The organism is Priestia sp. D3YE.R1 (genome assembly GCF_049199565.1).
GTDB classification, from domain to species: Bacteria; Bacillota; Bacilli; order Bacillales; family Bacillaceae_H; genus Priestia; species Priestia aryabhattai.
On the sequence record NZ_JBLTHW010000003.1, the window covers coordinates 72,200 to 88,253 of the forward strand.

Sequence of the window (16,054 nt, forward strand, 5' to 3'; positions counted from 1 at the left end):
CACCTAATAATGTCAAATCAAAAGTAGAAGAATAGATAAAATAGAAAAGACCAACCTAAGAACAAATCGAATTAGGAGATTATAGATGGAAACAATCAAACCAATTAAAATAGGTTTAAAAAAAACAAGCGTGAAAGAGAAATTAACAGCGCCCGAAATGGGTAAACTTTGGGCAACCTATATGGGTAACAGTATGTCTTCGTATATTTTGAGTTATTTTCTTGAACACGTTGAAGATCCCGATATAAAAAAGCTGTTACAGCATGCAAAAGGCCTAACGGAAGAATTTCAAAGTACCGTAAAAGACATTTTCACAAAAGAGAATGTGCCAATTCCATATGGATTTACGCAAGAAGACGTGAACCTAGGCGCTCCAAAGCTGTTTGAAGATGAATTTTACGTGCATTATTTAAAATATGCTGCTAAAGCGGGACTAAGCATTTACAGTATCGCACTGCCCCTAATGTATAGAGAAGATGTAAAAACATTTTTAACGTATTGTATGAAAGCTACAATGGAACTTATGGAGCAAATAAAGGCAATCTTAATGGATAAAGGATTTATTATTAAGCCGCCAATTATTCCCGCACCAGAAAAAGTGAACATCGCTAATACTCATTATTTAAGCGGGTTTATAGGAGATGTTCGACCTTTGCATGCATTAGAAATTGCTCATTTGTACGATAACATCGAGAATAATGTGACAAGCAAAGCCTTAATTTTGGCATTTAGTCAAGTTGTTAAAAGTGAAAAAATTCGTGCGTTATTTGTAAAAGGTGAAGAGCTGACAAATAAAGCGGTAGAACGCTATATTGAAAAACTTCATCTAGATAATTTACCAGCGCCATCCTTTCTTGATCATTTAATTACTACTTCGACTTTTTCACCGTTTTCGGATAAATTGATGATATTCCATAAAATGGATATGTTTTCAATGAAAATGAGGGCTTTTGGGAATTCAGTAGCCGTCAATGGAAGACATGATTTGGCGCTGTTATATGGAAAATCAATGACAAACATCTCAAAGTTTGTAAAGGAGGCTGCGGATATTATGATGGAAAATGGCTGGATGGAAACACCGCCAGAAGCGGTAGATAGAGATCATTTAAACTCCAACTAGTTACTCAACGCGTCATAAAACAACGAGAACCAGTTTAGAAACAGGTTCTCGTTATGTTGTTAAGTTAAAGGAGCAGGGTTAAAAAGACATAAATCATTATGCAGCCCCCAATAATCACTCCACGTTTTCTTATGGCCGCTTGCTATTTCTATAATTAATTGAAAAAGTTCCCAACCCACTTCCTCAATGGTTGCCTCTCCTTGTGCTATTCTTCCTGCATCTAAATCTATTAAATCATCCCATTGCTCAGTTAATGAACTTCTAGTAGATACTTTAAGAACAGGTGCCATTGCCAGGCCATATGGAGTTCCTCTCCCTGTTGTGAAAATATGCATGTTCATCCCAGATGCTAACTGTAATGTTCCGCATACAAAATCACTCGCCGGAGTTGCTGCATAGATTAAGCCTTTTTTAGTCGGTTTTTCTCCAGGCGATAAAACTTCGACGATTGGAGTTGTTCCTGCTTTAGCTATAGAGCCAAGTGCTTTTTCTACTACGTTTACAAGTCCGCCTTTTTTATTTCCAGGTGAAGGATTTGCACTTCTATCAGCTTCGCCTCTTTTTAAATATTGATCATACCACTTCATTTCATTAATTAGAGATTGACCGACTTCTTCATTAATTGTTCGTGGCGTTAACAAATGAATAGCATCTCGAACTTCAGTAACTTCAGAAAATAAAACAGTAGCGCCTGCTCTTACTAATAAATCTGCCGCATATCCAACTGCTGGATTGGCGGTAACACCGGAAAAGGCATCGCTTCCTCCACATTGTAAACCTACCGTTAAATCAGATAGGGGGCAGGTTACGCGCGTCCTGTTATTTAGCTTAATTAATTTTCCCTCTGCCATCTCTATGATTGTAGCAATCATTTGCTTAAAGCCGGTCTGGTCCTGCAAACGTGTTATATTTCCTGAATCCTCCTGGGGAATCAAACGTTCAGGAAGAAGCTTTTCACACCCTAAGCCAACTACTAAAACTTCACCCCCGAAATTTGGATGGGTAGAAAGATTTTGTAATGTACGAATCGGAATGACGGCATCCGGTGCATTAATGGCAACTCCGCAGCCATAATTATGAGTTAAAGCTACTACATCATCTACATTTGGATAAGAAGGAAGAAGCTCTGTTTTGATTTTTTTAACCGCATAATCAAGTACTCCTGCTACACATTGAACACTTGTTGCAATCCCAAGTATATTTTTTGTTCCAACACTTCCATTTGTATTTTTATAGCCTTCAAATGTGTAACCTTCTAAAGGAGGTAAAGGGGCAAAAACTTTAGTTTCCAAAGGCAACTTTTCTAAAATAGGAGGATCAGGCAGGGTAACATATGATTCTTTTACCCAAGTTCCTTGAGAAATTGGTGAGGAAGCAGTTCCGATAATTTCTCCATAGCGAATAATTTTGTCATCTTTCTCAAAGTTTCTTAATGAAACTTTATGCCCTTGAGGGATATATTCTTTTAACTCTAACCCAGATGGAAACACAGTTCCTTTCGGCAATCCTTTTGAGTTTACAATAGTAGCAACATTATCGTTTTCATTTACTTTGATATAAAGGGGTTTTTCCGTTTGATTGATTTGCAAAGACATGATTCATCTCTCCTTAATCGTTTTTAATTTCTTTCTAAACATGTTCATCTTTATTTATTGCAATAAGCATGCCAAGTGCTTTAACGGGTAAAAAAAGCCTTTATATCGAATAAAAGTGATGAAATATACAACAATTGTTGTACATAAAGCAACAATTGTTGTGTCAATACGTTATAATAACTAGAATATTCTAACTAATAAGGAGGGAACGAATATGTCAAAAATTGCTTTTATTGCTCCAGATAAACAACTGTTTTTACAAGGGAGAAGAGTAATTCAAGAGTTAGGATTACAAGGAGAGGTTGAAATCTATCTTGCAAGGTTAAGTCGCGCCGTAAAACTCGCCAATAAATTAGAATCCAGTTGTGATGTTATCGTTTGCAGAGGAGGGACTGCAAGGTTAATTACTGATTCTGTAAGCAGAATTCCTCTAGTTGAAATTCCAATTACAGGACAAGATTTAGCTCAAGCCTTTTATAAAAGCAAGAAGGCAACAGGCTTAGAGAATCCTAAAGTGGCCATGCTCGCGTTTCAGAATATGAAAAATGATGTGGAAATTTTAGCAGATATTTTGGGTATCAACCTTTCTATTTATCCTCTTAATTCAGTTGAAGATATTCCAACTTGTATTGAGCAACTTTCTTCAGTAGAAACAGATATTGTTATTGGCGGAATGAAAACAACTACTTTATCGCTTAGGAAAGGCTTTAAGGCAATTCCTATTGAATCTGGAAACTCCGCTGTTAGAACAGCATTTTTAGAAGCTAAAAAGATTTCTTTAGGAAGAAAAATTGAAAAAGAGCGTTCCCAAACAGTTAAAGCCCTTATTGATTATTCTATACAAGGAATTATTAGTATTAATAGAAATAAAAAAGTAGAAGTATTTAATCATGCTGCTGAGCATTTACTAGAATTAAAAAGGCAAGAGGTGCTAGGAAAGCAGATCGATGCTGCTATGCCTTTTTTGCCTATTAAAAATTGTTTTGAAGGAGAAGAGCATCTAGGTATAATCAAAAAAATCAAAAATAAAAGTTTAATATTTAATATTGCTCCAATTAAAGTGGAGAAAGACATTATTGGAGCAATGATAACTTTTCAAGATATTACAAGTATTCAAGAAATGGAAGCTAAAATTAGAGGGGAAGTACTGTCAAGAAAGTTCGAGACACGCTACACATTTTCTGATATTTTAGGACATTCTAAGCATATTTGTGAAGCCAAACGGATTGGACAGACAGTGTCTTCGGTAGATGCAACCGTTCTAATTTATGGGGAGTCCGGCACTGGGAAAGAGTTATTTGCTCAGAGTATTCATGCAGAAAGTTTGCGGAAAAACGGTCCTTTTGTTGCTGTTAATTGTGCCGCCATTCCGCCTAATTTACTGGAAAGTGAGTTATTTGGATATGTAGAAGGGGCCTTTACTGGGGCGACCAGAAAAGGAAAGCAAGGTTTGTTTGAAATGGCGCATCGAGGAACGATTTTTCTGGATGAAATTTCTGAGATGGATACATATGGACAATCGCGCTTACTTAGAGTTTTACAAGAAAAACAGGTTATGCGCTTAGGTGATAATAAATATATTCCTGTAGATGTAAGAGTTATTGCAGCAACGAACAAAAATTTATTAAAAGTCGTAGAAAAAGGCGAATTTCGAGAGGATTTACTCTATAGGCTTAAGGTCTTAACTATAAATATTCCACCGCTCCGTAAAAGAAAAAGTGATATTCGTTATCTTGCTCAGCATTTTTTAGTCTATTACACTAATCTCTATAAAAAGAAAAATATAGAAATTACAGAAAAAGCTTATTCACAATTAACTACCTATGAATGGAAAGGAAATGTAAGAGAATTAATGCATTTTATTGAAAGATTAGTAGTGACCAGTAAAAATAATGTAGTTTCGGCTCAGGATATGAAAGATCAGCTAAATGAAAATGTTTTTGACACAACTTACATCGGTGAAGAAGCGGAAACTAACAATTATCTTCAATCTGAAAAAGAGCAAATTTTGCTTACTCTAAGGGAAACCCATTCCAATATATCTCAAGCAGCTAAATTGTTGGGAATTGATCGAAGTACACTTTACCGTAAGTTGAGAAACTATGAAATTGAAATAAAAAAAGCGTATAAATAGAAACAAAACACACCTCTTTGTTAGAGGTGTGTTTTGTTTCTATTTTAAAATCCTTTATTTAATAATTTAAGTTTATTTATTTTATTGACAAACAATTTAATTTGTCTTACAATAAAAATGTAAAAATTATCTGAAAATTTATAGGAGGATATGCATGTGAATATGAATAGAAAAGCACCTACAGGAATTTTAGGTTTCCCCGTTGCTCCCCTTAATAACCAAGGAAAATTAGATGAAAAAGCTTTAGAAACAAATATTCAATTTTTATTAGACGAAGGATTAGAGGCTATCTTCATCGCTTGCGGTTCAGGGGAATTTCAATCCTTAAATACAAAAGAATATACAGCAATGTTAGAAGTAGCTATATCTGTCGTCAACGGAAAAGTTCCCGTTTATACAGGTGTGGGCGGTAATCTTTCTACAGCTTTAGAGTGGGCTCGTATTTCAGAGGAAAAACAGGCAGACGGCTATTTAATTTTACCTCCATACTTAATTGAAGGTGAACAAGAAGGCCTTTACAACTATCTAAAAGCAATCATTAAGCATACACATTTAAACGCAATTGTTTATCAAAGAGACAATGCTATTTTACAGTTGCCAACTTTAGAAAAACTTACAGAATTAAACCAATTAGTAGGATTAAAAGACGGATATGGAAATATGGAATTAAATATAGAATTAACCCAGTCTTTAGGGAAACGACTAAGCTGGCTAAACGGAATGCCAATGGCTGAAGTAACGATGCCAGCATACGCTCCAATTGGATTTGATTCTTATTCGTCAGCAATCTCTAACTATATTCCGCACATATCAAGAATGTTTTACAACGCTTTATTAAGTTACGATCAAGAGTTACTAAGTGAACTCTACCAAAATATAATTCTTCCAATTAACGATATTCGCAAGCAGAAAAAAGGATATGCTGTTTCATTGATTAAAGCAGGGATGGAAATTATAGGTCTACCTGTTACAGATACAGTAAGGCCTCCTATTGTTTCAGTAGATAAAGAACATTACGCACAGCTCGAAAAGATTTTAACACGAGCATTTGATCAATACCCTAAATCCTCTAAACAAGTTTTATCTTAACCAATAAAATGTAAACGCTTTATAAAAAGGAGAGTTCATATGACAATTAGTGTTCAAAACAAACAATATTTAAATTTTATTAACGGAAAAGGCGTGCCATCATCGTCTCAAGAGATGATGGAAAGTCTAAACCCAGCCAATAAGAAAGAGGCTGTAGGATATGTACAAAAATCAACTCTTGAAGATTTAAATCTAGCGGTAAAAGCAGCTCAACAAGCTCAAGAAAAATGGAAGCGCTTGTCAGGCGCAGCTCGCGGACAGTACCTTCACAAAGCTGCGGATATTATGGAAAATAGACTAGATGAAATTGCGGAATGCGCTACCCGTGAAATGGGAAAAACCTTGTCTGAAACAAAAGGAGAAACAGCTCGCGGAATAGCTATTCTTCGATACTATGCGGGAGAAGGTATGAGAAAAATGGGAGATGTAATTCCTTCTACCGATGCTGAAGCATTGATGTTTACATCTCGAGTGCCGTTAGGCGTTGTTGGAGTTATCACCCCATGGAACTTTCCTATTGCTATTCCTATATGGAAAATAGCTCCGGCACTTGTCTACGGAAACACTATCATAATTAAACCAGCTACCGAAACAGCTATTACGTGTGCTAAGATTATCGAATGTTTTGAAGAAGCAAAAATTCCAGCGGGTGTAGTAAACATGATTACTGGCTCAGGGTCAATCATTGGTCAAGCTATTGCTGAACATCCAGAAATTAATGCGATTACATTTACAGGTTCCGATCGAGTAGGTAAACAAATTGGTCAAAAGGCTTTCGTTCGAGGAGCTAAATATCAGTTAGAAATGGGGGGGAAGAACCCTGTAATTGTAGCGGCGGATGCAGATTTAGATTTAGCAGTAGAAGGTACAATCAGCGGGGCATTCCGTTCGACAGGTCAAAAATGTACTGCGACTAGTCGGGTAATTGTTCAGCACGAGGTATATGAAAAATTCAAACAAAAGCTATTAGCAAAAACAAAAGAAATTACCGTTGGAGAAGGGTTAAACGGGGAAACGTGGATGGGGCCATGTGCAAGCGAAAATCAGTTACAGACCGTATTGTCATATATTGAAAAAGGAAAAAGTGAAGGTGCAACTCTTTTATACGGAGGACGTCAGTTAACTGACGGGGAATACGAAAATGGATTTTACGTAGAACCTACTATTTTTGAAAACGTAGAATCGAATATGACGATTTCACAAGAAGAAATTTTTGGTCCTGTCATAGCGCTGATGAAAGTAGAATCCATCGAGGAAGCATTAGCACTAGCTAACGATGTTCAATATGGGCTAAGCGCTTCTATTTTCACTACAAATATTTCTCATATGCTTTCATTTATTAATGAAATGGATGCTGGACTTATTCGAATTAACTCGGAAAGCGCAGGCGTTGAACTTCAGGCACCGTTTGGAGGCATGAAACAATCAAGTTCTCACTCTAGAGAACAAGGGGAGGCTGCTAAGGAGTTTTTCACTGCTATTAAAACTGTTTTTATAAAAAGTTAAGTACCTTTATTGTATTATGAACCTTTTATTCTCTTGAAAAGGAGGAAAATTCCTTCTTTTTAAGAGAGATAAACATAGGAAAAGAACAAAACAATAAGAGGGGGATGGAATAGGTGATTATGCAAGCTAAACCAAAATTGGAAGCGGGAAGCAGCAAAAAAAGCCATGTACGCTGGTTTGTCGTATTTATGCTTTTCGTTTTGACAACGATTAACTATGCCGATAGAGCGACGCTGTCCATTGTAGGAGACTCTGTTCAAAAAGAATTAGGCTTAAATTCAGTTTCAATGGGGTATGTTTTTTCAGCATTTGGATGGGCTTATGTAATTGGTCAGCTTCCTGGAGGTTGGTTTTTAGACAAATTCGGATCAAAGACAATCATTGCATGCAGTGTATTTTTTTGGTCTATTTTCACCTTTTTTCAAGGATTTATCGGCTTTTTTAGTGGCGGTGCTGCTATAATTATCTTATTTACGCTTCGTTTTATGGTTGGGTTAGCTGAAGCCCCTTCTTTTCCAGGAAATAGCCGTATTGTAGCGGCCTGGTTTCCAAAATCTGAACGTGGGACAGCCTCTGCGATTTTTAATTCGGCTCAGTATTTTGCACTAGTATTATTTTCGCCTATTATGGCATGGCTCACTCACAGGTTCGGCTGGCATTTTGTATTTATTATTATGGGTGTCTTAGGGGTAATCTTAGCTGCTGTTTGGATGAAAGTGATCTACAGTCCAAGCAAACATCCTCGCATTACAAAAGAAGAAGTAAATTATATCCAGCAGGGCGGCGGGCTCATTGATATGGATGATAAAAAATTAGAAAAAAAGAAAAATACCGGCCCGGGATGGAATCAAATTAAACAACTTCTTAAGAGCAGAATGTTGTTAGGGGTTTATATTGGACAATATTGTATTACGACGCTCACTTATTTCTTTTTAACATGGTTTCCTGTTTATTTAGTTCAAGCACGCGGAATGTCAATTTTGGAAGCTGGATTTATTGCTTCTCTACCTGCTATATGCGGATTTTTAGGAGGGGTGTTAGGGGGAATTGTATCTGATTTCTTTTTAAAGAGAGGTCGTTCATTAACGTTTGCACGTAAAACACCTATCGTTATTGGCATGTTGCTTTCCTGTAGCATGGTTGCTTGCAATTATGTAGATGCTGAATGGATTGTTGTAGTAATTATGTCACTTGCTTTTTTTGGAAAAGGATTTGGAGCATTAGGGTGGGCTGTTGTGGCTGACACTTCCCCTAAAGAAATAGCGGGTTTAAGCGGCGGGCTTTTTAACACATTTGGAAACATTGCTTCTATTACAACACCTATTATTATTGGGTACATTGTCAATGCAACAGGCTCTTTTAATGGAGCATTAGTTTTTGTGGGCGCTAACGCTCTTGTAGCTATTCTCTGCTATCTTCTTTTAGTGGGAGAGATTAAACGAGTAGAACTAAAGAATATCCCCGCAAAGGATGAAAGTACGTTTAATATGTAAGCGGATACAACAAAACCTAAATTAGGAGTGGAAATCATGAACAATTATGTCCTTACAAATAGTGAAATTCAAAACGAAAAAAAATCGTCTACGCCTCAAATTATAGATATGCAGGTCATACCAGTGGCTGGGTATGATAGTATGCTGCTTAATCTCAGCGGAGCTCACAGTCCCTTTTTCACTCGAAATATTGTTATTTTAAAAGACAGTACCGGAAGCACAGGGGTGGGAGAGGTGCCTGGAGGTGAAAACATTCGTCAAACGCTTGAAGATGCGAAAACATTTGTAGTAGGTCAATCAATCGGAAATTATAATAACATCTTAAATACAGTACGTAAAAAATTTGAAGATCGAGATATGGCAGGGCGAGGCCTTCAAACATTCGATTTACGGACGACTATTCATGCTGTTACAGCGTTGGAGGCGGCGTTATTAGATTTAGTAGGAAAATTTCTTGATGTACCAGTTGCAGCATTATTAGGAGAAGGACAACAAAGAGAATATGTGGAAATGCTAGGTTATTTATTTTATATTGGAAATCGCAAAAAAACCGACTTGGACTATCTAAGTGGTGAAAATGAAAAAGTGGAGTGGTTCCGACTTCGTCATGAAGAAGCTCTGACTCCTGAAGCAATTGTAAAACTTGCACAGGCAGCTCATCAGCAGTATGGATTTAATGATTTTAAATTAAAAGGCGGTGTACTTCAAGGTGAGCAAGAAATAGAAGCGGTAGCAGCATTAGCTGCAAAATTCCCTGAAGCTCGCATTACCTTAGACCCCAACGGAGCTTGGTCTTTGGAAGAAGCTATTCAACTATGTAAAAATAAACATCATATATTGGCCTATGCAGAGGACCCTTGCGGAAGCGAAAATGGATATTCAGCAAGAGAAACAATGGCGGAATTTCGCAGAGCAACTGGACTGCCAACTGCTACGAATATGATTGCTACAGACTGGCGTCAAATGGGGCATGCTATCCAGTTAAACGCTGTAGATATTCCTCTAGCAGATCCCCATTTTTGGACGATGCAAGGCTCAGTTCGTGTAGCTCAAATGTGTCATGATTGGGGTCTTACATGGGGATCACATTCAAATAATCATTTTGACATTTCACTGGCCATGTTTACTCATGTGGCTGCTGCCGCTCCTGGAAAAATAACGGCTATTGATACGCATTGGATTTGGCAAGATGGTCAGCGATTGACAAAAGATCCTTTTAAAATTGAGGGAGGAAGAGTAGCAGTACCTAAGAAACCAGGACTTGGCATAGAGGTGGATTTAGAACGAATCGAGCAAGCACATCAGCTATATAAGAAAATGCAATTAGGAGCACGTGATGATTCAAAAGCTATGCAGTATTTAATTAAAAATTGGAGCTTTGATAATAAACGTCCTTGTCTGGTACGTTAAAAATTTTTTCAAAAATAATTATAAGGTGCTTTTAGCTCGAACAATTCTACGTATTTGTTCGAGCTTCTGTTTTTATAATAACGAGCAGTTTAATACATAATCTTATGTAGATAAGAAATAAGAATAGTTAAGAAGTAGTGGTTGGTAATACATAAAAAAATTCTATATGATATAATTAGTCTTACAAATAAACAATATTCAGAAAAGGGTGGATGAAGATGAGTGGTTCGACTAAAAAAGTGTCATTTGAATCCGTTAATCGTAATACGCTGGCAAAACAAGTAGTCGACCGTATTATTCAGTTATTGGTCAGCGGGCAATTAAAGCCAGGAGACAAACTGCCAACTGAAATGGAGTTATTAGACGTACTGAATGTAAGTCGCCCTGTATTGAGAGAAGCCTTGAGTGCATTAGAAGTACTTGGTGTAATTACACGAAAAACTCGTGGAGGTACGTATTTTAATAACAAAATAGGAGCACATCCTTTTTCCGTTATGTTAGCGTTATCAATCGATAATTTACCTGCAGTAGTGGAGGCGCGCATGGCACTAGAACTGGGCCTAGTAACCATGGCGGCGGAAAAAATAAACGATGATCAATTAAGCCAGTTAAAAGAAACGATTGAGGAAATAAAAAAGAGCACAGATAACAATTACGGTGCAGCGGATAAGGAATTCCATCGAATTATTGCTGTTAGCGCGGATAATCCAGTGGTAGAAGGTATGATTAATTCCTTGCTTTTCACTCATGAAAAAACAGATAGCGAAATTACCTTTAGAGAACCAGCACTTACTGTAGAACATCATACCGCTATTTATAATGCGTTAGCTAATCATGACCCAGATGATGCATTCAAAAAAATGTATCATCATCTTAAATATGTACGTGATAAAGTTCTTAAACAATATAATCCTACTAAATAAAAAAAAACACACAAAGCAGATGTAAAGAATTTGTTTTGTGTGTTTTTTTATGAAGTGATACAGATACATGAAGTAAGAAAGATGGTTTCTATTTTATGGGATAACTTTTTCAGTGAGTTATATATTTTAATTTAATGCATTCAGATATACGAATGCTATTTATTCGCTGCTCTTTATTTTAAAGAAATTACTATACATTTATAAGAGATTAAAAAGAAATTAAAGAAATTATAAATATTGTTAAAACTGATATTGGTAAAAGCCTTCTGCTGACTGAGTTTAAGAGGTATTAAGGAATCAAAAAAACTGCAGTTAACAACAAGAATTTTCACGAAAAAATATAGGATTTTTTTATCACAGCCATATTTTCTACGCAATCGATCGGAAAATAACGTTTATTTATTGTATTTTTTGTTCATTTAATTGATTTTTTTCACGAAAATGAAAATCATTATCATTTAAAGGGGTTTATTATAGTTAATAGACAAATATATTTTAGTAAGTTAAAGAGAAAGAAAGAATGGGAGGGAAATAAAGTAGAGGTGAGTAAAAAAAGGCATAACAAAAAAGAGTATTATAGAGCGTTAATTTTTGCCTGATAATACCCGTTGGCAATTTTGCGGATATACGTAAAGAAGTTTGACTCCATTTCATGCACAAGAGGGCGAAATGCATCCATACTTTCTTCTATGTAAGTTTGTTGTAAGTAACGCTGAACGGACGTTAATGATTTTTCGATTATATCTAAACCGAACTCATGTACAATGGAATGAATATCTTCTTTTTTAATGGAATAATGGCCAAAAGATTTAAAGAAATTCTTAAACTGAGCAAATGCATGTTCTCCACGGATTTTTTCGATTTCTTTTTGTTTTTTACTATCATGAGCACCAGTTAAATTGAAGCTTAAAATAAAACCATCCTTGATTTTTTCAATAATTGATTTTCTTGGCTGCTTTTCTTCTAATAATGTTTTGACACAATCATCTTTTTCTAGCACATCGATACGGAAAATTTTACTCAATTTACTAGCCATTTCTTTAATAGCAGCTTTATAGCCAATGTATTTCGGAAGAATGTGTTTTACCTCGGTGTAAGATAAAAGGGCTTCTGAATCTTTCTTTACGTTTACATCAGATTCGTATACATACAAAGCACGTAAAGCCAGGCGCAGCATGTTAATATTTTTGATAGCCAGCAATTGATAAATCACTTCCATTGAAACAGAAGTGTAACCACCTTTTGAAGTATATGTATTGTGATCTTTATCAAGCATTTCCGGAGTATATGATATGTTTTGAGCATCAGCAGCTTCTTTTATATGTAAATCTAAAAAATCCTCTAAATAGTTGTTTAAAGAAACTTGAATATAGTCTCCCCATAAACGATCCCAGCGAATGATGTCATAGTCTTCTAAAAGCTTATTATTATTTTGAACGGTCCGAACGGAACATTGGATTGTATTAGCCAGTTCTTGCTCAGAAATAATTGAAATATGACCTTGGCTGTTACATTTGGCTACGTAAGCTAAAATTTGCTTCATCAGAGAACCTGTCCACTTTATGTCTACAAAGTTTTTCGCTAGACCAAATGAATGTTTTTCATAGTAATAGCTGTTGTCTCGTTTCGTCTCTCTATTTAAACCACTCATGACAATCAGCAGCTTGTTTGCTATCAGGGTGTGCCGTTTTAGTGCCAGCTTTTGTATACTCATGCAGTTACCTCCTTTCCAAAACTATATACGTCGTCTTTTACAGTATAGACACAGTCATATAGGCTGTAAAATGACATATTTGCACGGAAAAATGGTGCATTTTTTAAAAAGACTAGTGATACCAAGGGACGAGACATCTATTTACAAGGTGACATATTTGCACGGAGATGTGGAGCAAAAATAGCGTTATATTTCATAAACGTTGATAAAACAGCATTCTTAAGACAAATGTCGTATTATGACGGATGAAATACACAAAATGCGACAAATTCAAAAAAAATTTTGATGTAAAAATGACATATTTGCACGGAGAATAGGAGCAAAAATGATAAAAATAAAGATTTGGGCGACAAAGTGACACATTTGCACGGAAAATAGGAACAAAAAACAAAAAAATACCCTTTTTTAGACACAGAAAGTTCACATTTTTACAGAGAATAAATGAACATTTGCAGAAAAAATCGCGTTTTTTTAAAAAAGTGGCATATTTGCACGGAAATCTGGAGCAAAAAACACTTTTGCACGGAGATTTGGAGCCAAAAATGCAGAAAACGGAGGGGAAAAGTCGCTGTCCCAAGAAAAATTATGTAAAAGTGGCATGTTTGCACGGAAGATTGGAGCCAAACTTATAGTAAATGCAGTATAGAAAGAAAAACGACACTTTTACACGGGAACCTGGAGCAAAAAGTAGTTGTAACACTTCTTTTGGACACAAAAAGTTCACAAAATGATGAGGAAGATGAAGTTTAATAACTATATCAGCAGGGGAAATAGTATGTTTATATGGAGAATTGGAGCAAAAAAACACTTTTGCACGGAAATGTGGAGCAAAAAATGCAGTAACTAATAGTAGGCAGATAAAAAGAATGCTCTTATAAAGATCATAAGAGCATTCTTTTTTTAGCCTATAGAACTTGTTACGTTTTGATAAATAGAAAGGGGAGCATATTCGTAATCACCGGCTAATAAGTCTTTTACTTCACTTTCTCCCACAGGAATAAAGGTGATCTGAAACACTTGGCCCACTCTTTTATAAGATTGGACAGCTAGTTTTTGTTCGACTAGCTCATCTAAGGCTGTTTCAATTTCGACAAGGTTTTCTTTTTTGCGTCTTTTTCGAAAGCGGACTCTTGTCGAAAAATATAAATAATCTCTTGTGACATTGTATGAAGATTTTGTTTCATAGCAAATGAGACGCTCTTTTTGCATAACGAATAGCAAATGGTAAGCGGCGTCTAAACTTAATTTTTCTACTTTATTTTTGTAAATACGCACCGTTTGGCGTTGAATATAGTCTCTATATATCACTTCATTGACGTGAATTTCAGCAATTCGCGTTCCGTTTGGCATCGTAGTAATATCCACAAAGTCAAAAATACCATAGGCAATTGTCTTATTATGCTGTACTTTTGACATGCTGTAGTGCTTCATTTTTGTAATTCTTTCTTCTATCATCTGATAATTGCGCTTACTGTCTGTTTTATAAAGTGCTTTCACAAGGTCACCAATCTTTACGTTAATGATTTTTTGTGTAGCGAACAACTCGTCGCGTTGGCTCATGATCTCTAAAAACACTTTATAATCAAACCGATCTAAATCACTAATTTTATTTCCATTTTCTTCAGCGTATTCTTTTTCTATTAACAATTCGTAATCTGTCCCGTCTTCAGAGTTATAAGTACTTAAGAAATATTCTTTTCCTTCTTTCTCTAATAGGGGTTGCTCGACGAGAAGCTTTGCTCTTGAGTTAGAGAAAAAAGGGTTCTCTACAGTTGAAAAAGGGCTCTCAATAATACTATGATTTCCGTTTTGGAAGCTAGGATCCAGTATAGTCAGCCCAATAATAATAGATATATCCGTATGAATTGCTTTTTCTCGCTGCGTTTTGGTTTTTTGATGAATATAAGGATAATCCGTTAAGAAGAAGCTATCTTCTTGACTCCATTCACGTAGAATATCAATTCGTTTATTAATGACTTCTTCCGGAGACGGTATGTTTTCAAACTGTTTGCAAAAGAGTTCTTTGCCGTTTGTTTTATAATAAGCTGTTAGCGCTCTGTATTCCCCAATCAGCTCTTTATTCTTCTTGGGCTTTTTTTGCTCATAGTCGCGTATAGCAGCATCTAACCATCTGCGTTTCGTACGATTGAGAAAGTCTTTTTTTAAAATCCTCAACGCTTCGTTTACATCTTTATTTTCAAAGTGCTGCTGATAAAGAGGGAGGATGGTGCTCTCTAAATCACCTTTTATACTTTCGTTATAAACAGATAAGAGGCGTAATTTAGATACTCTATCAATGACTTCGCGTATGAGTAAAGATGAATAATCCATACACATCTAACCTCCTTAATCTTAAGTTAGTCATTTTAATTCTTAGTTGGATAGTAGCTTTAAATCTATTGTAATGCACGAAAGTTCGATGCTACAAACAAAAGACGGCTACTATCTATAGTCTATTTTTCATTATACACGTGCAAAGCAGGCGAAGGGGGAGATTTTCTTATTTTCTTTTTTCGTAATCCAAATTTGGTGATGAAGTATATACATTTGCTGCGTAGCTTATGTAAGGAGGATAACTCTGTTCGCAAGACTACTAATTCTGCTGCGGAGTTTACTGGATGAATAGCAAGCAATTTAAAATAAAAGGATATCAGCGGTTAAAGGAGAATACTTTCTAAAACTACTAAACATACCCTGGAGGTCATAAATGAACCCTATATTAAATGAAGTAGGCACGATTTTTATTCCTGTAAAAGATATACAAAAAGCACGAGACTGGTATTGTGACGTGCTAGGTTTGCCTGCAGATGGAGACATTTTATATAATCATTTATATGTGCTACCTATGAAGGTAACAGGAATTGTATTAGATAGCAAAACTTATTCAAAAAATACGCTTTTTAAAACGCCGGCTTTTCATTTGAATACAAACGACATCAAAGAAGCTTATGAGTATATGAAACAGAAAAAAGTAGAGCTAACGACAGGAATTGAACACAATCACTGGTTTACATTTAAAGATCCAGATGGAAATCATCTTATGGTGTGTGAATGCTGAACCTATAGAACA

Annotated in this window: 11 protein-coding genes; 8 read left to right on the forward strand and 3 right to left on the reverse strand. The window is 35.8% G+C overall.

Annotated features, from left to right (window positions below):
- Positions 1–85 precede the first annotated feature (85 nt).
- Positions 86–1,120: a DUF3231 family protein gene (locus ACOZIR_RS18685; protein ID WP_421535749.1), complete on the forward strand. Its 1,035-nt coding sequence runs from the start codon at positions 86–88 to the stop codon at positions 1,118–1,120.
- A gap of 59 nt (positions 1,121–1,179) precedes the next feature.
- On the opposite strand, the gene garD is transcribed toward ACOZIR_RS18685, so the two are convergent.
- Positions 1,180–2,715 carry a galactarate dehydratase gene (gene garD / locus ACOZIR_RS18690; RefSeq protein WP_328120947.1) on the reverse strand — a complete coding sequence of 512 codons (1,536 nt, stop codon included), beginning with the start codon at positions 2,713–2,715 and terminating at the stop codon, positions 1,180–1,182.
- A 214-nt stretch (positions 2,716–2,929) separates the two neighbouring features.
- Here garD and ACOZIR_RS18695 point away from each other — a divergent pair, with 214 nt between their 5' ends.
- The 6 genes from ACOZIR_RS18695 to ACOZIR_RS18720 all read left to right on the forward strand — a co-directional run bounded on the left by ACOZIR_RS18695 (position 2,930) and on the right by ACOZIR_RS18720 (position 11,270).
- Positions 2,930–4,849, forward strand: a complete 1,920-nt coding sequence (locus tag ACOZIR_RS18695; RefSeq protein WP_340141399.1) for a sigma 54-interacting transcriptional regulator — start codon at positions 2,930–2,932, stop codon at positions 4,847–4,849.
- A gap of 156 nt (positions 4,850–5,005) precedes the next feature.
- Positions 5,006–5,938 (forward strand): 5-dehydro-4-deoxyglucarate dehydratase, encoded by a 933-nt coding sequence (gene kdgD / locus ACOZIR_RS18700; protein WP_045289480.1) that lies wholly within the window; start codon positions 5,006–5,008, stop codon positions 5,936–5,938.
- A 39-nt stretch (positions 5,939–5,977) separates the two neighbouring features.
- Positions 5,978–7,444: an alpha-ketoglutaric semialdehyde dehydrogenase GucD gene (gucD, locus tag ACOZIR_RS18705; protein WP_045289479.1), complete on the forward strand. Its 1,467-nt coding sequence runs from the start codon at positions 5,978–5,980 to the stop codon at positions 7,442–7,444.
- Between the two features lie 119 nt (positions 7,445–7,563).
- On the forward strand, positions 7,564–8,937 hold the full coding sequence (locus tag ACOZIR_RS18710) for an MFS transporter (protein WP_421535813.1): 1,374 nt from the start codon (positions 7,564–7,566) through the stop codon (positions 8,935–8,937).
- A gap of 36 nt (positions 8,938–8,973) precedes the next feature.
- A complete protein-coding gene (gudD, locus tag ACOZIR_RS18715; protein WP_310879158.1) occupies positions 8,974–10,347 on the forward strand; it encodes a glucarate dehydratase in 1,374 nt (457 codons plus the stop codon).
- Positions 10,348–10,565: 218 nt separating this feature from the next.
- Positions 10,566–11,270 carry a FadR/GntR family transcriptional regulator gene (locus tag ACOZIR_RS18720; RefSeq protein ID WP_045289477.1) on the forward strand — a complete coding sequence of 235 codons (705 nt, stop codon included), beginning with the start codon at positions 10,566–10,568 and terminating at the stop codon, positions 11,268–11,270.
- 574 nt (positions 11,271–11,844) lie between these two features.
- Here ACOZIR_RS18720 and ACOZIR_RS18725 read toward each other — a convergent pair.
- Positions 11,845–12,984, reverse strand: a complete 1,140-nt coding sequence (locus ACOZIR_RS18725) for a hypothetical protein (RefSeq protein ID WP_034264556.1) — start codon at positions 12,982–12,984, stop codon at positions 11,845–11,847.
- A 900-nt stretch (positions 12,985–13,884) separates the two neighbouring features.
- Positions 13,885–15,315 carry a hypothetical protein gene (locus ACOZIR_RS18730; protein ID WP_028413700.1) on the reverse strand — a complete coding sequence of 477 codons (1,431 nt, stop codon included), beginning with the start codon at positions 15,313–15,315 and terminating at the stop codon, positions 13,885–13,887.
- Between the two features lie 376 nt (positions 15,316–15,691).
- Between ACOZIR_RS18730 and ACOZIR_RS18735 the strand changes: the two genes are divergently transcribed.
- Positions 15,692–16,042 carry a VOC family protein gene (locus ACOZIR_RS18735; RefSeq protein ID WP_045289472.1) on the forward strand — a complete coding sequence of 117 codons (351 nt, stop codon included), beginning with the start codon at positions 15,692–15,694 and terminating at the stop codon, positions 16,040–16,042.
- Positions 16,043–16,054: the final 12 nt, after the last annotated feature.